The organism is Pseudomonas sp. JL27(2026), from assembly GCF_056933555.1.
In genome coordinates, this window is record NZ_CM167794.1 from 3,171,453 (window position 1) to 3,186,901 (window position 15,449).

General features: G+C 60.5%; 19 protein-coding genes. All 19 read right to left on the minus strand.

The window, feature by feature from the left end; genetic code table 11:
• Window positions 1-3,459, minus strand: a complete 3,459-nt coding sequence (locus AC1Z1G_RS14300) for a phage tail tape measure protein (protein ID WP_483620726.1) — start codon at window positions 3,457-3,459, stop codon at window positions 1-3.
• A gap of 10 nt (window positions 3,460-3,469) precedes the next feature.
• Window positions 3,470-3,721: a DUF1799 domain-containing protein gene (locus AC1Z1G_RS14305; protein WP_483627859.1), complete on the minus strand. Its 252-nt coding sequence runs from the start codon at window positions 3,719-3,721 to the stop codon at window positions 3,470-3,472.
• 62 nt (window positions 3,722-3,783) lie between these two features.
• Entirely contained in the window at window positions 3,784-4,176 is a 393-nt protein-coding gene (locus tag AC1Z1G_RS14310; protein ID WP_483620727.1) for a phage tail assembly chaperone, read from the minus strand.
• A 9-nt stretch (window positions 4,177-4,185) separates the two neighbouring features.
• Entirely contained in the window at window positions 4,186-4,839 is a 654-nt protein-coding gene (locus tag AC1Z1G_RS14315) for a phage tail protein (protein WP_483620728.1), read from the minus strand.
• Window positions 4,840-4,911: 72 nt separating this feature from the next.
• Window positions 4,912-5,328 (minus strand): phage tail terminator-like protein, encoded by a 417-nt coding sequence (locus AC1Z1G_RS14320; RefSeq protein WP_483620729.1) that lies wholly within the window; start codon window positions 5,326-5,328, stop codon window positions 4,912-4,914.
• The gene (locus tag AC1Z1G_RS14325) at window positions 5,325-5,978 is read right to left on the minus strand and encodes a hypothetical protein (protein WP_483620730.1); all 654 of its coding nucleotides are present in this window, start codon (window positions 5,976-5,978) and stop codon (window positions 5,325-5,327) included. Before AC1Z1G_RS14325 ends, AC1Z1G_RS14320 begins: the two co-directional genes overlap by 4 nt.
• Window positions 5,975-6,343: a hypothetical protein gene (locus AC1Z1G_RS14330; protein WP_483620731.1), complete on the minus strand. Its 369-nt coding sequence runs from the start codon at window positions 6,341-6,343 to the stop codon at window positions 5,975-5,977. The genes AC1Z1G_RS14325 and AC1Z1G_RS14330 overlap by 4 nt, the downstream gene beginning before the upstream one ends.
• A 16-nt stretch (window positions 6,344-6,359) precedes the next feature.
• Window positions 6,360-6,863: a DnaT-like ssDNA-binding protein gene (locus tag AC1Z1G_RS14335; protein WP_483620732.1), complete on the minus strand. Its 504-nt coding sequence runs from the start codon at window positions 6,861-6,863 to the stop codon at window positions 6,360-6,362.
• 62 nt (window positions 6,864-6,925) lie between these two features.
• Entirely contained in the window at window positions 6,926-7,495 is a 570-nt protein-coding gene (locus tag AC1Z1G_RS14340) for a hypothetical protein (protein WP_483620733.1), read from the minus strand.
• 49 nt (window positions 7,496-7,544) lie between these two features.
• Window positions 7,545-8,492, minus strand: coding sequence for a major capsid protein (locus tag AC1Z1G_RS14345; protein WP_483620734.1), 948 nt, complete (start codon window positions 8,490-8,492; stop codon window positions 7,545-7,547).
• An 11-nt stretch (window positions 8,493-8,503) separates the two neighbouring features.
• Entirely contained in the window at window positions 8,504-9,220 is a 717-nt protein-coding gene (locus AC1Z1G_RS14350; RefSeq protein WP_483620735.1) for a hypothetical protein, read from the minus strand.
• Between the two features lie 107 nt (window positions 9,221-9,327).
• A complete protein-coding gene (locus AC1Z1G_RS14355) occupies window positions 9,328-9,567 on the minus strand; it encodes a hypothetical protein (RefSeq protein WP_483620736.1) in 240 nt (79 codons plus the stop codon).
• A 78-nt stretch (window positions 9,568-9,645) separates the two neighbouring features.
• The gene (locus tag AC1Z1G_RS14360; RefSeq protein WP_483620737.1) at window positions 9,646-10,731 is read right to left on the minus strand and encodes a minor capsid protein; all 1,086 of its coding nucleotides are present in this window, start codon (window positions 10,729-10,731) and stop codon (window positions 9,646-9,648) included.
• Entirely contained in the window at window positions 10,706-12,169 is a 1,464-nt protein-coding gene (locus AC1Z1G_RS14365; RefSeq protein WP_483620738.1) for a DUF4055 domain-containing protein, read from the minus strand. The genes AC1Z1G_RS14360 and AC1Z1G_RS14365 overlap by 26 nt, the downstream gene beginning before the upstream one ends.
• Window positions 12,166-13,653: a terminase gene (locus tag AC1Z1G_RS14370; protein WP_483620739.1), complete on the minus strand. Its 1,488-nt coding sequence runs from the start codon at window positions 13,651-13,653 to the stop codon at window positions 12,166-12,168. The genes AC1Z1G_RS14365 and AC1Z1G_RS14370 overlap by 4 nt, the downstream gene beginning before the upstream one ends.
• A gap of 1 nt (window position 13,654) precedes the next feature.
• Window positions 13,655-14,170, minus strand: coding sequence for a hypothetical protein (locus AC1Z1G_RS14375; protein WP_483620740.1), 516 nt, complete (start codon window positions 14,168-14,170; stop codon window positions 13,655-13,657).
• Between the two features lie 9 nt (window positions 14,171-14,179).
• Entirely contained in the window at window positions 14,180-14,674 is a 495-nt protein-coding gene (locus AC1Z1G_RS14380; protein WP_483620741.1) for a hypothetical protein, read from the minus strand.
• Window positions 14,675-14,734: 60 nt separating this feature from the next.
• On the minus strand, window positions 14,735-14,926 hold the full coding sequence (locus AC1Z1G_RS14385; RefSeq protein WP_483620742.1) for a hypothetical protein: 192 nt from the start codon (window positions 14,924-14,926) through the stop codon (window positions 14,735-14,737).
• 262 nt (window positions 14,927-15,188) lie between these two features.
• A complete protein-coding gene (locus AC1Z1G_RS14390) occupies window positions 15,189-15,449 on the minus strand; it encodes a hypothetical protein (RefSeq protein ID WP_483620743.1) in 261 nt (86 codons plus the stop codon).

Sequence of the window (15,449 nt, forward strand, 5' to 3'; positions counted from 1 at the left end):
TCATCGCCCCTTAATTGCAGTGCTGATCCTGCCGGCCTGCCCCATGTCTTTTTTCATCTTCTGCTCGTAACGCTGGTCAATAAAATTGGCCAGGTCTTGGCCGAAGGACTCATAACCCGCCGTGTCGGTAGAGGAGCTGGCCTTTCCGTCACCGTCAATGCGCACGTCCACCTTGATCACTGTTCCCGGGCCACCGCCGCCACTCAGCGCAGCAACACCCGGCCCGCCACCTTGCGTCAGCGGGGTCACGCTGCCACCGGCCGCACCGGTCATCAGATACGACCGCCCACCCTGACTGAACAGCTCCGGTCCCTTCTCGTTGACCTCGTACAGGGTGTTGGGATCAACCCCGCCGCCCGAGGCCCGGCCACCACCGAAACTCACCGTGGCCGAGCTCGCATCAAACTGGCTGCCGAAACTCTGCGCGCCCGCCGACGCGCCGCCCGCGGTTGCCGTGCCAGTGGCACCAGTACCGCTACCAGTGAAGTAGCTCGTTGCCGCCCCGACCAAACTGCCCAGCAACGCCGAACTGGCCTGCCGCGTGGCAATCCGGGCCATGTCCGCCAGGATCGACTTGGTGAAGTCTGCAAACGACAGCTTGCCGGTCATGGTGAAGTTGACGATCGCGTCTTCCATCGAGCTGAAGGCATTGCTGAACAGGCTCTTGGTTTGGCCAGCCACATCGCGGGCCGACTCGAGGTAGTTCTGCCAGGCCGACGAAGCGCCGGCACTCCAGTCACCCTGGGCCGCCGTCATCTCGTCGTAGTTGGTTTGCACTGTGTCGTGCAGGTCCTGCTGGGTGGTTTTCAGCGCAGCCAGCTTTTTGGCGTACTCGTCCAGGCTCATGCCGCGCGAGCCATCGCCGTACTGGTTGGCCAGGTCGAGTTTCTGCGAGTTGAAGCGGTCGTCGATGGCGTTCTGTTGATCGGTCAAGCCACGCTGGCGATCACCCTGGCCAAGCCCGGCCGCAGCACGCTGCCCCTGCTGGCGCAGCGTGTCGACTTGCTGTTGCAAGGCATCGGTGTAGGTCTTGACGGCCAGTTCCTGCTTCTTCAGCCGGCCCTGTTCGTTCTTCGCCAGCACTTCCAGCTCGCTGTCGGCCGCCTTCTGCGCCTTGAGCATGTCGGTACGGGCATCGGCGATCTTCTGGTCGAGCTGGATGCGCTGCTCGGCCGAGGTGCTTTTCTTGGCCTTGACGGCCTCAAGTGCCGCGATCTCCGCCTCATAGGCTGCGGTAACTTCATCGCGCTCGTTACCGATCAAGGCTTCACGCTTGAGCAGGTACTCCTGTTGCGAGATCAGCCCGGCTTTCTGCGCCGCATCCAGTTGTTTCTGGGTGTTGGCGTAGTCGGCCTGGAGTTCCTTGAGGGCGTTTTGCGCAGCGTTGAACGCGGTCAGGTCAACCGCACTGGCTCTACCGGTGGAGACCTTGGGGTCTTTGTTCTTGTCTTTGATGTTCTGCAACGACTTAGCGACAAACTCGGGCTGAACAAAGGGGCTATCTGGGTTGGCCTTCTTCAGTTGCTCAACGTAAAGCAGATATTTCTTGGTCAGCTTGTCGCGCTTCTCGGCATTCGTGAGGTTCGCATCGCTGATTTGCTTGAGGTGCTGCTCGGCTTCGATCCCCTCCTTTTGGATGCGGACCTGATCCTCTTGACTCTTGGTTCGCTGCTCCCCGGTAAACACCATGAGCTGTAGCTGATAAAGCTCCTTCTCCGAATCCGTGAGCTTCTTTTTGGCGTCGGTGTCAGCCGGATCAGCCTTAAGCGCGCTTCGCGCGAAAGCCACGCTCTGCGTTAGCTCGGCAATCCTTTTGGCCGGCCCCTCATCCCTGCCGATGTTTCTGACAGCATCGATCGACTTCTTGGCTTCATCCGTGATGCCTTTCCAGGCTTTCTCGATAGTGCCAAGGTTCTGGGTGATCTCCCCGGCCCTACCCTTGACGGTGTCGGCATAGGTGTCAGTCAGCAGCTTCGCAGCACCAATGGTGTCGCCCTGCTCCTTGAGCGCGACGATCTGCGAGTAAACCGAAGCAGTCAGGAAGTGATACTGGTCGTTCAGCTCTTTCGCCGCGGCAACCGGGTCCTTGGCAATCTTGACGAACTCGGCAATGGTCGCATCCACCGACTTGCCGGTGGCGTCCTCCATGGCTGCCGCCGCGTCGGCGATGTCCTTGAAGCTGCCGCCGGCAATCACGCCGCTGGCCGCCAGCTTGGTCAGCGATGCAGCCGCCTCCCCAGTAGTGCCGTTGGTGGCACTGACCTGCTGCGCCAGGTCAGCCAATCGACCCGCTGATGTGCCGGCGTAATTGCCAGTCAGAATCAGCGCCTTGTTGAACTCGTCCGCCTCCTTGCTGCCCTTGCTGTAGCCATAGATCAACCCACCAATTGCGGCCGCCGCCACGGTGACAGCGACCGCCATCCCCATGACACTTAGCGTCGTGCCAGAAACAGCAGGTCCGATCGCGCCAACAGCTCGCTGTGCGTTATCCGCCGCCTCGGCCGCAGTGTTCGAGCTCTCGGCCAGGTCAGACAGACTCTCGCCCGCTTCACCGGCATTTTCCGCCACCTCCTTCGAGTTCGCCGCAATGCCCGCCAGCGACACGCCCAGCTCGGCCGAGCCCGGGCCGAACGAGAACAGCGACTTGAACTTGTCCTTCAGCACGTCGAAGGTGTTGCCGACTCCGCCGAACGAATCCTTGATCTGCCCACCCTGCTGGATCAGCACCAGCAACGGGTTTTGCCCACCCGCCAGGCTGGTGAAGATGTCGGTGAACTGCGAGGGCAACTGCCGCAACGCCATCTCGGTTTGCTTGGCGGTTTTCTCGGTTTTGTTGAGGCCATCGTCAAACCCGTGCAGGCTTTTGCGGGTGGCCTCGATGTCCGATGAGTAGGACTTGAACTGATCGGTATCGATGTGCCCGGCCTTCAGGTGTTGCTTGAGAAGCTCTTGCTGCTGATCGAGCCGTTCAAAGGCTGCAATGGTCGGGTTGATCTTGGCCAGCAGCGCCTGCAAACCTTCTGCCTGCACCCCGCTCGCCGCCGCAGCCTTCTTCGCGGCCTCAGCCTGACGCGCCGTGGCGCCCACGTTGGCATCCGATTCGGCCTGCAATTTCCGACTCAGTGCAGCCAAGCTGCTGGCCGATGAGCCGGAAGCGTCCATCGCCGATGAATTGGTGTTCACGCTGGTAGTCAGGCGCTGGTAATACTCGCTCGACTCCAATGAGGCTTTGGCCATGGCCGTCAGACGCTTCATCGCGTCATCGGTGGACTCTGATAGCTTGCCTTCGGCCGAGGCCAGTCCAGCAGTAGCGGTGGCCGCCTTGTCGAAACCGGTCGCCACACCGTCGGCGGCCTTCTCAGCTTTTGCCCCGGCCTGCGCCAGGCGCTCCAGATCCGTAGTGGCCTGGACCGCTTCGCTCGAATTTACCGCAAGGCCAAGCTCAGCGATCGTAGACATGAGTGCTCCCTTATTTCGATTGCTCGGACATGACGAGCAAGGCTTCGGCCTCCATCACCTGGAGGTCGTGGAAAATCTCAGCGATTTGTTTTTTCTTGAGGCCGAGGTAGCCGGCCACGTCGCGAATCGACGTGTAGTCCAGACCGGTCGGGCCGCCCATACCGCTGCGCCATTGCGTGGACAAGGCGTTGAACAGGATGAAGGTGCGCCAGTTGTCCGGCAGCACCTCGCACTCCTCGTCCGGGATGTCCGCGCGGGACATGCCGAGTGCCGCCAGATCCGCATCCGACGGTCCACGCTCGTACATCAGGCGGGCGACCCGGGTCAGTTTCCCAAGCGGGCCGGGACAAACGCCTTCTGGTAAGCCTCGACAATTGCGTCACCGGCACCGGCGGAGGTTTCCACCAGCGCACGGATCGCTGCGTCGTCGAACTTGTCGTCGAAACCCCAGCCGGAGACGAGCGCCTGGACCTGCTCGATCTGGCGTTCGATGTGCGAATCGGTGATCTCCACCAGGGTCAGGTCATCACCCTTGGCCTTGAACCGCTCCTGATCCGCCTTGGTCTGCTCCTGCCAGCCCGCGAACAGCGCCGCGAGTTCCTTGCGATCGCGGTACTTGAACTCAAACGGCACCTTGATTGTGGTGCCGCCGACCCGTGGGATATCCACCTCGCCCTTGAAGGTCGGGTTCTGGGCAATCTTGAATTTGGTAGCCATGCAGACTCCTTAAGGCGCTTTTTTGTAGCGAGTTGGACGGCCGGACAGCGCCACGCTGATCACGCGAGTCATCAGGTTGTTGCGACCCAGGGCCGGGGTCGAGGTGATCGACACGTAGCCGTTGTAGAGGATGATGTCGCCGTTCGGCAGATTCAGCCGCAGCACCCGGACCTCGCGGTCTTCATCGGCCGCTTCGACGATCGGCACATAGGCCTGATCCGGGTCATCGGCCACGGTGATCGCCAGGGTGACCGGGTTCTTGGTGGTCGGGATCTGGCGATCGTCGTCCTCAGCCAGGAAGCCAAAGCTGAAGAACTGCTGGTCACCACCGCTCGAGGCCAGGTCGGTGATCTGCGAGATCTCCTGAAACGCCGTGACCTCACGGACCGAGCCGACACCGGAGCCCGCCGGGTATGGCTGCACGTTGGTGGTGTTGATGTTTTCCAGGGCGAAGGTGCCGGACTGGATATCCGCCACGCGCACCGCTCGATCGTTCAGGCGCGTCCAGCCCGAAGCCACGGCGATGATGTCGCCGTCAGCCAGGCCATGCGCGGCCGCCGTTGCGACAGCCGGAGCGGAGTTACTGAGCGCGGTGACCTTGATGGCAACGCCGTACGCAGCGGCGATCTCAAGGGTTGCGCCATTGGGGAGTCTGAAGCCCATGGTGTGTTACCTCTTTGCAGAAATGACAAAACCCGCTCGAGGGCGGGTTCAGTGGTGTGCCCAAGGGGCGAATTAGGGGGTGTCGGCGCGGTACTGGAACGACACAGGCACCGTGAAGGTGGTGTCGTCCGGGATGCCGGGGCCTGGGTCGACCGGGGTCATGGTCACCACCGTCAGCGCACCCTGAGTGTTGCGCTCGTACAGCGGGAACAGCGCGGCGATTTGATCGGCCAGCGCGCCAGCAGCATCACGGTACTTGCCCGGCGGCGTCACGATGCTGACCTGAAACACGCCGGTGTAGAGTCGGTGATCGCCGCTGAGCGTATTGCTCGCGGTGTCGGCCGGTAGCGTGAAGGCGCGCAGGTAGGTTTCACTGTCGGCAGGCTTAAAGGCTTCGTTCTCGACGACCACCTTCAGCGGCACCGGCAAGGCTTTGGCCCAGTTGATCAGCTTGGCCTCGTAGATCGAGGCAATGAGGTTATGACTCATACCTGGTTATTCCTGATGGCTTCGTTAACGATCTGTTGGAAATGGGCCAGGGTCACCCGGACCATGCCACCCGGCGCTTGCCTGGAGTGCCCGTACTCAAGCGGAATGCCATAAGGCAGGTTGTTCACGATGTACGCGGTCTGGCCAATGGTCAGCGCGGACACCTGTGCTCTCAGCGCCGCCAGCGTGGCGTTGCCGGACGGGTCGATCTGGTCAAGCACACCCTCAGCCGGGGAATCGATGGAAAACTGCCAGTTGCCGCGAAAGCGCCCGCCCACATAACCCTTGCCGGCCACCAGCCCATTCACATTGAAGTTCTGGTTCCGCTCGGTCTTGGTCAGCGGTTTGGCGTACTTCACTCCGCGCTTGAGCCTGCCTGACTTGGTGAAGTTGCTGTCGGTCAGGTTGATGGCTGTGTTGCGCACGGCCACCTTGAAGTCGTAGTCGTCAGCGGCACGGGTGTTGGCCGCTTGGTGCGCGACGTTGACCGCCCAGATCTCGGGCTTGCCCACCGGCGACATGCGGATGACGCTATTACCGAGCTCAATCACGATCTCGCGGAAAGTGGCGTCGAGCGCTGTCTGGGCCTGTTCGGCAAACTGGCGAATGTTCTCGGCGAAGCTGCCATTGAGCCCCGAGTACTTGCTCATGAGCGCACCTGCAGCTCGTAGAGGATCGGTGTGCCGGCCGGGTTGATCTCTTTCAGTGGCGGCACGATGGACCAGGTGCGGCCCTGAACGATGACCTTGTTCAGCAACTGCGGTGCCCACTCCAGCCCCTGCGCGGCGATCTTCAGCTTCTTGTCGCCAACCTTGATCAGGCTGTTGTTCTGAAAGTCCTGACCGGTGAAGTCGAGCAGGATGCCTTGGGCGGTTTGTTCGGTGACCGTTTCAGCAGGGGCTCCAGCACCGGGCACGTACTCGCCAAGGGTGATGGCGCGAATGGTCACGGGTTGGCCGAACGCTGTGATCATCTCCAGAGCCATCACGGCCATTTCGTCGTAGAAGGTGGCCATGAAAGCTCCGTTTCAGTTATGCCCGGACCGCGAACAGGCCCCGCTTTTGTAGGTAGTCGGCAAACTGCGTAGCGCTCGGCCGATCTGGCGCCGCCGGCAACAGTCGGCCGCTGGTGTTCGGGATCGTCGCGTATTCGCGGGTGACCGCGCCCTCTACCCGCTCCAGCGTCACCGCACCTTTGCGCTTATCGATCGGGTCGATGTCGTCGGCATGAATCTCAGCAGCCAAAGCCATCTGGCCGTACTGGATGCGCGCAGGCAGGTAATTGTCGGGTTTGATCTGGTGATCCAGCTCAACCCCTCGGCGCGGCCAGGCCAAAGCCTGATCGCTATCCATCTTGCGCCCCTTCCAGGCCTTGCCATCCATCGCCAAGGCGGCCCGGCGCAACAGCGCCTCCTGTGCTGGCTCACCCAGGGGGATGGTCACGCCGAACTTCCCGGCGTACATGACCAGGTCCGCCGCACTCGCGTAGCTTTCGGCGTCTGGCTTGCCGGTGCCGTCCTCGATGATGAGTGTCATGGATCAACTCGCTGAAATGAGTTTCAAAGATTGGGCGCCGGAGTTACCAGCCGCCCGCAGTATTACGCCTTGGGCAACTCGGAAACGAGCTTTTCCAGGGACTCTTTCGAGGCATTGGCGCGGTAGGTCATGCCGGCGGCATCGAGCTTGGCTTTCAGGGCTTCGACTTCCTGCCCCTCACCCACCTTCAGCTCTTCGAACTCGATGCGCAGCTTCTCGTTTTCCGCTGCAAGCTCATCACGCTGACCAGCCATCCCGACCATTTGGAGACGAATGTCGTTGAGCGCACCAAACAAGCGGATTGCCAGCTCGCCAGCCTCTGGCCGTTCGACTTCACCCGCCTCAAGGCCATCGACCAAGAGGCGGATCGTATCGCTTTCAGCGCGCAACTTGCCGATCAGGTCTTCCTGCTCGCCTTTATTGCCACCGCCACCGTTACCACCAGCCATCCGCGTAACTTCCTTCACCGCCACCTCGACGCCGACCACCTCATAGGCATCGACCACATTCGGCCATTCGCCAACCACCAGAACACTGGTCACGCCCGCTTCTGGTCGCTCGAAGTGCTCTGGATTGCGATAGCGCTTTTCCGGATCAAAGCCGGAGCTTTGGGTGGAATAGATGAGTTCCATGAATATCTCCAGGGCGACCATTGCAGGCCGCCCGCGATGAGTGAGTCGATTAAGGCGCGGACAGATCGATCAGGACACCGGCCGTGACCTTGTCGCTGGTCGCGTACTTGGACCAGTTGGCACCGGCACCGATGGCCGCCAGGTTCGGGTTGAGGCCGCCCGTGGAGTCTTTCCAGCTGTAACCGAGCAGGTCCATGTTGAAGGTCCCCTCGGCACGGAAGCCCATCGCCAAGTTTTCCTGGTTGTCGATGTTGTACGAGCGGAAGCCTGGTGCCTGGGACTCGGTGATCTTCACAGCACCGGCCTGTAACCCGAAGATGGTCTCGGCCGGGATGGTGTCGGACACCAGAACCGGTTTGCCCATGGTGCCCGGCTGGCCACCGTAGATGACCACGCCCGCTTCTTCGTAGACCTTCTCGGTGATGGCCTGGTCGACCATGTCGAAGTAGGTCGCCGAGTCCATGGTCCACAGCGCAATGCGGCCGAAGCGGTCACCGAACTTACGCATGCCCTTGGTCAGCGCCTTCTTGCCGTCGGTGGCGAAGCTGGCTTTGGCGACCATGTTGGCGTTCGCGCCGATGGAAGCCTTCAGGGCGGCCATGGCGTACTGGATGTAGCCCTCGAGTACCGCGTCGGCATAGTCCTGGCCGACCAGCTCGGAAAACTCTTCCGGCGAGCGCGCGCGGCGCTTGAACGCCTCTTCGGTGGTTTCGTAAGGGCCGTACTTGAACGGCACCTTCACGCCGACCATCTCGCCGGAGCCGATCTTCTGGCCGGCAATGGTGGCCACCGAGTTCACATCACGGTGCGCGATCGAGCCGCCGAGCTTGTAGAAGGCACGCTTGCGCAGGTCGCCTTCGATCAGCTCGTTGTCGAGGATGATGGCGCCATTGGACGAGCCGTTGAAGATGTCCATTACGTCCTGGATGCGCTCCAGGTAGGCGGTTTGGGCAAGATCGTTGTAGACAATCATGTCCGAGGTGACAGTAGTCGCCATGGGTTACTCCGTTATTTTGGCAATTTCAGGTAGGCGTCCTGGCCATTGGCGGTGATGAACTCACGCTTGGCCACAGAGGACATTTCGGAACGCTTGAGTGCGGCCCAACCGCTTTTTCCAGCACCACCGGCCCCGCCGCCAGATGCCTTGCTGCCCGCGATCAGCGGCGCGAAGGCCGTGTCGTTGGCGAATTCTGCTTTGAGCTCGTCCAGCGTTGCCGCCGAGAGCTTGCCGGCCGGGTCGAGGACGACCACGACAGGCTTCCCGTCGCGCTGCTCGACGCTCAGGCGGCGCTCGATGTGCGGCAACAGGGCTTTGGCGCTGCCGGGAATGGCCAGGGCGGACGCGATGTCAGTTGCGGTACGGCCGACGGTCAGGTCACGGATCTGGTTCTGCAGGCCGTTGCGCTCCTGCTCAAGCTGGCCGCCCAGTTCTGTTTGGAGCTTGGTGTACTTCTCGGACCAGGACTTTTCGAGCTCTTCGACGTTGCCGGATTTGCGCAGCGCCTCTTCACGCTCCAGTTGAGCCTTGTCCTCGGCATCCTTGCGAGCTTTCTCGGCGGCTTTCTTCTCGCCGAGCAACTCTTCAACCTTCGATTTCAGGCCAGAAACGTCTTCAGGTTGCGGCAACCCTTCAATGCCGAGGACGAACTTGCCGCCCTTCTCGGTGTAAAGAGCGCGCACGGGTTCGTCGACACCGTCCAGACTGTCCAGTTGAAATTTCAGCATTTGTTGTCTCCCAGAGACGATTTGCAGGCCCTGCCTGCGGACATAAAAAAGCCCCGGCGAATGCCGAGGCTCTGCTTGAAGTGAACTGTCGTGCGGCGCTGGCTCTGTCAGTCTTTTGATCCGTTGAATGCGATCCGGTCACCACCCAGAATGTCTAACCCCACGTAGCCGAAGCCGTTAGCCTCAGCCGCTTCTCTAGCTCCCTTGATCAACTTTTCATGATCTTTTGCAGCATCACCGATCACGGGGACACTCCCGGTTAACCAGCGAGGATCTCGCGCACGGCGCAGTGTGTTCAGCACTAAGTCAATGGTGTGGCCGAAATCCTGCTCTGACTGTAAATACATGGTAGCTACCTCTCGCTTTGTGTTTACAAAAGGCTAACGCCATAAAAAGCACCATTTCAGTGGGGGTTTGCATGCTTTTCACACTTCCGCGCGCTCGAACGCCAGTGGCTCAAGAGCCCGCATTTGCGCAAGGGTCAATGGTTTGAAGTTGCGATCAAGCTGCAGCTCCGAAAACCGCTCGATACTCAGGCCGCCTTCGCGGAACAGCTTCGCCCGAACCGGCCCGATAGCCTCATCCTGAAACGCTGCCGGCTGCTGCTTGAGCCAGTCGTAGTAGCTGAGGTCTGCCCTGACCTGCTGTGGCCCGTCATCACCGACGGATGCTCGCGTAGCGCCCTCGGCAAACAGCTTGCTGAAGCGCGTCACCGCCACCACCGTCGACCGGCAGTTGATGTGGATCGGTGGCCGCGGCCCCTCAGTCAGCTTGAATCGACGTTTATCCAACGTTCGGCACTGGCTGGTGGTTTTCGTGTCCAGCGTGCTGACCCACTCCACGGCCAGGACGACATCCGCGTTCTCTTTCAGCGTCGTCATACGCGCCTGGGTGGCGACGTGCTGCACCGCCGTTCGCACCACGGCACCGGCATTGCGGTTGGTCGTGGCCAAGATGCCGTCGTTGTAATTGAGCGCCTTGGTCCCGCGAATGTTCTTGATGATCTGGAAGTTGGTCTGGCCTTCGAAGAAGCCTTGCCGGATCGCGCCAGTGAGGCGTTGCCGTTCGATGGCGGTGAAACCATCAATGAACGCTTTGAGCAGCTTGCCGCCGTCCGCGCCACGCACGCTGAGCGGATTGGTCAGCACCGCCGCCCGGATCGCCGCCACACCCGGCACTGATGCCTCAAACGAGACGCCCACCGGTGCTGCGCGGGTCAGGCTGGTCGCTTCAAACTCGGCCTCGTAACGGGCGATGTCGATCAGGTCCAGGTTCAGTTGCACGCTGTAGCGGTCGAAGATGCCCAGCAGCAGGCTGTCGACTTCCTTGAGCAGCAGCTCCAGCCGCTGGACGGTGTAAGCCGTCAGGTCGGCCCGGGTCAGCCGCTCACGGATCGAACGATCAATCTCCTTGAGGAAAGGCCCGAACTTTGCGACCTCTCCCGATTTGAGCTGCTCGAGGAAGACCGCGTGCCGGATCGTGGCATCAAGGATTGCCTGGTTTGCCGCCATTCGGGATTACCTCGTCGTCATCGCTCAGGTCAGGGCCAGCGCTTGCGGTCTGCAACTCGTCGCGGATCTTGTCGTCGGTCTTCTCTGGATCGATGACCCCGCGATCACGCAGGTACTGCCAGAAGTCAGACTCCGGCAGCTTGCCGCCCTGCACCGCATTGAACAGCCCGGTCAGGATCGTGGCGTCGAGGCTGATCTGGGTGAAGTCCTGGTTCAGTTTGTAAAGTGCCTCACCGGTGGCATTCGAAAACTCGCCCATCCAGACCAGGCACTGCGTGTAGCCCTCGCTGACGTTGCTGACCACCAGGGATAGGACGCTGTGCTCGGCGGCGCTGTCGTTGTCAGCCTGGGTTGCGGTCTTCACTGCGCTACCGCGCTCGATCAGTCGGGCGCCAAGCGAGACCATGTCTTCTTTCTTGCTGTCCATGGCCTCCTTGGCCACGGTGTTGGGCTGGGCCTGCATCATTCCGCAGGCACCTCCCGCTGGCAGCAACCATGGCGCCCGTGCGCCGAGGTAGATACCGGTCTCCTCGAGGTGGTTACGCCACTGCTCACTGAGCCCCGACATCCACGGCTGAGGCTGGCCCACCAGATAAGCGGCCTCCTCATAGTCCGCGCTGTTGCGGTAGTGGCCGATGTTGAGTTCGGCCATGTCGTACAGCGGCGAGTCATCAATGGTGGTGTCGTTGTTCTCGCTGCCCACGAACTGGAACGGGATGACCCGCCACGGTTGGCCGGTGCCATTCAGTGGCGTGAAGGGCGCAATGGTCATCGTGGTCGTGCTGCTGCCCTCTTCCCACACCTCCTGCGTGTAGACGCCAGCGGCATCTAGGCGCAGCACCCGATACTGCACAACCTGCTCACTGCCGAAGCCATCATCGGTGTCGACGTCGACCTCTTCGCGCAGCACCACCAGACTCAGCAGGTGCTGACCGCCGACCTTGCGGGTCTTCCAGTTGATGATGGCCTCGGCCGGATAGCTGCCGATCGTGGCGCGAACCCGGCCTGACGCCATGTCAGCCTTGCTCACTGCTTCGCCATTCACTTGCGGATAGTCCACCAGCAGCCCGTGGCGGCCCACCTCGAGCACATGCCCAATCACCGATTGCGACTGCTGGTAGATGCTGACGCCCTGCCCGTCGATGTCCTTCGACACGTAGTCGAGGCCGCCGGGAACGGTCAGCGTCGGCCAGGTACGGAACACCGCACCGACCAGACTGTGCTTGGTTCGACCGGTGGCGTTGTAGAACGCCGCGCGTTTCTTGTACGCGTCGTAGCGCTCCTTGTTGTCCTTGCTGGTGTCGGCCGCGTTTGGCCGGGGCAAGTAGCGATCCCCGGCGGTCTTGATGGTTTCCGAGCCTTTGCAGACGTCGCGCACCAAGCGCCAGCGGTTTTGCGCCGCGTCGTACTCGGGGCGGGTGAAAGTGACGTCTGTCATCGGGCAAATCCCATTTTCATAGAGGTGGCCGGCTTCCTGGCGCTCTTCGCCACAGCGAAGTACCGGAATCCGTCGGAGCCGTGGGAGGTCCAGTCGTGAAGCGGCTTGTCTTTCCAGCAGCCGCGCTTGTCATCCCATTCTTTGCGGTAGTTCTCGATGCAGTTGATGCCCTGCTCGCACTTCGACTCGTCGAACACGCACAGCGGCAGGATCTCCCGCACCGCCTCGATGCCGTCGTTGATGCCGATCTTCGGAACCACCTGAAAGGTCATGCTGTATTTCTGGCCGTCGATCTCGTAGCCCTCCTGGGCCAGTTCTCGGCGGGTCTTGGCATCGCTGCCGAACTCGCGGTTGTCGATGTCATGCGGCCCCCAGTGCTCGGAATAGGTGTACCCCTTGTCCTTGAGGACCTTCATGTAATGCCGCAAGCCTTCGCCGGAGTTCTCGTAGTAATCGATAACGTGGTACTCGGTGCCGATCTGGCGCACGAACCAGATGGCCGTGGAGTCGCCGACGCCGATGTCCCAGAACGTCATCACCGGCTGGTGACTGTTGTTCGGGATCACGCCGATGCGTTGTTGTGCATACAGCTTGGTGAGCTGCTGGGCGTAGTAGGCGCCCTCTACCGACTGCTGGAAGGCTTCGACCGGGATCGACGGGTACTCCCGCTTCATGTCGTCGCCGAGCGTCTTCTCCTTGGCCGCGTACCAGGCGCGCTGGCCATCGTTGGTGACAATCCCGTGCTTGGCAGCGAGTTCGTTAAAGTAGTCGGTCAGACGTTGCGGGATGACCACGTCGGTGGGATCGAGCCAATAGGCCTTGTTCTTCCACCAGGAGAAGAAGAAAAACTTCCAGTCCAGCAGGCCCAGAGGCACGCCGGCGAGCTGCTGACGTTCAGCGCTCTGCGAATAGTCGAAGAAGTAACCCGCCCTGCCCTCCGCCGTCGACTCAATGGTGACGAAGCAGTCGGTGGCGACAGCCTCGAAGGCGCCGGTGACGATCTCTCTGGCCTTGTGGGGAAACTTGGCACAGATCTTCCCGAACTCGGATACGTGCAGATACCGTAAAGTCCCGCCCCGGAAGGACGTGGACACGTAGAGCGATCCGCCCTTGCTGAACACAAGCTCACCAGCAGCATCGTTAGAAGCAGGGTTGGCAGCGCGAATTTCAGCAGGAAGGTTGTCATAGGCATACTTCACCTTCTCGCGGAACAGGCGCTTGGCATCGTTCAGGGTGTGGGCAATCAACGCGCACTTGGCCGACTCAAACAGCGCGGCGTCGAGCTGGATGATGCAGCACTCGGTGGTGAAGCCGAGCTGCCGAGCCTTCAGGATGATGTTGCGAGTGTGCATCCCGTCGAAGTATTCGATCTGCTCGTCCGTCATCCGGAAGCGGACCTTCTTGCCCTGCTTGTCCGTGATGAAGTAGAGGCTGTTCAGGCGCCAACGCTTATCCCGGAGCAGCTTCAAATGCTCCGGCTTCATGTCAGGCTTCCTTCGATAGTTCGTCCATCATTGCGGCCAGGTCGCTGACTGTCTTGTCACCTGTCTCTGTGTCGAGGTTGTAGGCCTGTCGCTCGCCCTTGATGACCTTGAGCTGTGCGTCAACACCAGCGTTCAGGGATCGGGCGAAGTCGCCGGCGTTGTCTGCTGTTACATCCATGTCCGATAAGACATTGCTGAGCTTGTCTGCAATGCCGCGCCACTGAGCCAGTCCTGTTCGGTGGGCAAGGATGACAGCGGCGGCTTGGTCGGATGCTTCTTCGATAATCTCGGCATCGGTAACCACTTTCGACTGGTTACATTTAGTGGTTACCGCCGTGGTTACTTTCTGCTTGGTTGCTGCTCGGACCTGATCAGTCAGGTCGCGCTTCCAGTCTTCTTTCTTCGCCCGCTTCAGGATGGTCGCGTGGCTCACACCGTGCGATTCACCTAAGGCGCGGACGGAAAGCAATCCCGCCCGGTAGGCGCGTTCGATTGCCTCCCAGTCGGGTTGCTTCATATTGGGCTCCTAGCTTATTTCTTCATCGGCGACGTAATAGCCTTGGTCTGTAGCGATTGCATAGATAGCGGACAAGGCTACGGTAGTCACGCCGTTATCACGCTCCATGCCTGAGATAGTTTGAATGCGGTAAATCAAATCACCATTGTCACTTGTGACCTTCCCTTCACCGCATATGCGAACTGCCCATACTGGGCGGAAGATCGGACCGCCAGTGTTCGACGAAACGAGCTTCTCGAAAACGTAACGAGTCCTAATGTACCCATCGCTCAACTGAACAACGGCTATCGCGCGAGCCTCGCCAAAAGGAGTGCTTATACGGAGCTTGATTCCGTCATCACCCACCACACAAGACGTACCCCATTCTTCGGTGGGGTAATCGCTGTTGAGGAGATCACTAATTCCTTTGCTCAGCTTGGCTGCGAACGATTTTACGAGCCCGGCATGGAAAGCAGCATTCCTTGTCAAATCGAACTGAGCATCTGGGATTTTTTCGAAACTCATACCAACCTCCTTTTGAATGAAGGCTCAGTATGCCCGGCCCGCTAAGCCTCCGCCTCCCTATTAAGCGGTCACCATTATGTTGGTCTGCACCTGGGTGTGCCCGTGCAACAGAGAAACGACCAGACCCTGGGGCAGACCGGCAGCTTTGGCAGCGTTGACTGCCTTGGCGATGGCGCTATCCAGATCGGCTATGGCCTTGTTGATGTCCGGGCTCATCGGCAGGACGTGGCGCAGGCGGGTAACGTTGGTCATGCCCTACTCCGGTGGGTGGCGAGCTCAAACTCGAATGGGCCCACGTACAACCGTTGCACCCAAGGCTGCAGGGATGGACGAACGTAGTACAGGTGCCAATTCCATGGCCTTATGGCAAAGAGGAACAATCCTCTCTCGATCCGCCATGAGACGAAAAAACCGTTTCCGCGATACTGATCTGCGAAACGACCTCGCCTGTTCAGCTTCATGGCTCACTCCAGTGTCGCGACACAATTTGATAATTCGCGAAACGTGTCGCGACTTAGCCAGCCACCTCAAACACATGCCCACGCCGAGCCCAAGCATAAGCCACCACTCCGGCATGGATCATCACGGTGAACGGGCTCACGTAGTGCCCCTGGATCGCCGCAGCGAAATCGCCGAACGCACCGATGGCCACCAGGTAGAACGAAATGCTGAGCATGGGCTGCTCAATCGGGCGCACGCGGCGCAGGTAGTCAATCGAGGCGATCACCACCAACACGCATAGAAAGGCGTCTACGACTCCCAAGATAGGATTCAT

Bases quoted from the DNA above. Each gene is read 5' to 3' on its own strand.
- AC1Z1G_RS14305 (WP_483627859.1), bottom strand. From the start codon at position 3,721: ATGTCCCGCGCGGACATCCCGGACGAGGAGTGCGAGGTGCTGCCGGAC.
- AC1Z1G_RS14310 (WP_483620727.1), bottom strand. From the start codon at position 4,176: ATGGCTACCAAATTCAAGATTGCCCAGAACCCGACCTTCAAGGGCGAG.
- AC1Z1G_RS14385 (WP_483620742.1), bottom strand. From the start codon at position 14,926: ATGACCAACGTTACCCGCCTGCGCCACGTCCTGCCGATGAGCCCGGAC.
- AC1Z1G_RS14345 (WP_483620734.1), bottom strand. From the start codon at position 8,492: ATGGCGACTACTGTCACCTCGGACATGATTGTCTACAACGATCTTGCC.
- AC1Z1G_RS14350 (WP_483620735.1), bottom strand. From the start codon at position 9,220: ATGCTGAAATTTCAACTGGACAGTCTGGACGGTGTCGACGAACCCGTG.
- AC1Z1G_RS14315 (WP_483620728.1), bottom strand. From the start codon at position 4,839: ATGGGCTTCAGACTCCCCAATGGCGCAACCCTTGAGATCGCCGCTGCG.
- AC1Z1G_RS14390 (WP_483620743.1), bottom strand. From the start codon at position 15,449: ATGAATCCTATCTTGGGAGTCGTAGACGCCTTTCTATGCGTGTTGGTG.
- AC1Z1G_RS14380 (WP_483620741.1), bottom strand. From the start codon at position 14,674: ATGAGTTTCGAAAAAATCCCAGATGCTCAGTTCGATTTGACAAGGAAT.
- AC1Z1G_RS14340 (WP_483620733.1), bottom strand. From the start codon at position 7,495: ATGGAACTCATCTATTCCACCCAAAGCTCCGGCTTTGATCCGGAAAAG.
- AC1Z1G_RS14325 (WP_483620730.1), bottom strand. From the start codon at position 5,978: ATGAGCAAGTACTCGGGGCTCAATGGCAGCTTCGCCGAGAACATTCGC.
- AC1Z1G_RS14375 (WP_483620740.1), bottom strand. From the start codon at position 14,170: ATGAAGCAACCCGACTGGGAGGCAATCGAACGCGCCTACCGGGCGGGA.
- AC1Z1G_RS14330 (WP_483620731.1), bottom strand. From the start codon at position 6,343: ATGGCCACCTTCTACGACGAAATGGCCGTGATGGCTCTGGAGATGATC.
- AC1Z1G_RS14355 (WP_483620736.1), bottom strand. From the start codon at position 9,567: ATGTATTTACAGTCAGAGCAGGATTTCGGCCACACCATTGACTTAGTG.
- AC1Z1G_RS14365 (WP_483620738.1), bottom strand. From the start codon at position 12,169: ATGACAGACGTCACTTTCACCCGCCCCGAGTACGACGCGGCGCAAAAC.
- AC1Z1G_RS14300 (WP_483620726.1), bottom strand. From the start codon at position 3,459: ATGTCTACGATCGCTGAGCTTGGCCTTGCGGTAAATTCGAGCGAAGCG.
- AC1Z1G_RS14320 (WP_483620729.1), bottom strand. From the start codon at position 5,328: ATGAGTCATAACCTCATTGCCTCGATCTACGAGGCCAAGCTGATCAAC.
- AC1Z1G_RS14360 (WP_483620737.1), bottom strand. From the start codon at position 10,731: ATGGCGGCAAACCAGGCAATCCTTGATGCCACGATCCGGCACGCGGTC.
- AC1Z1G_RS14335 (WP_483620732.1), bottom strand. From the start codon at position 6,863: ATGACACTCATCATCGAGGACGGCACCGGCAAGCCAGACGCCGAAAGC.
- AC1Z1G_RS14370 (WP_483620739.1), bottom strand. From the start codon at position 13,653: ATGAAGCCGGAGCATTTGAAGCTGCTCCGGGATAAGCGTTGGCGCCTG.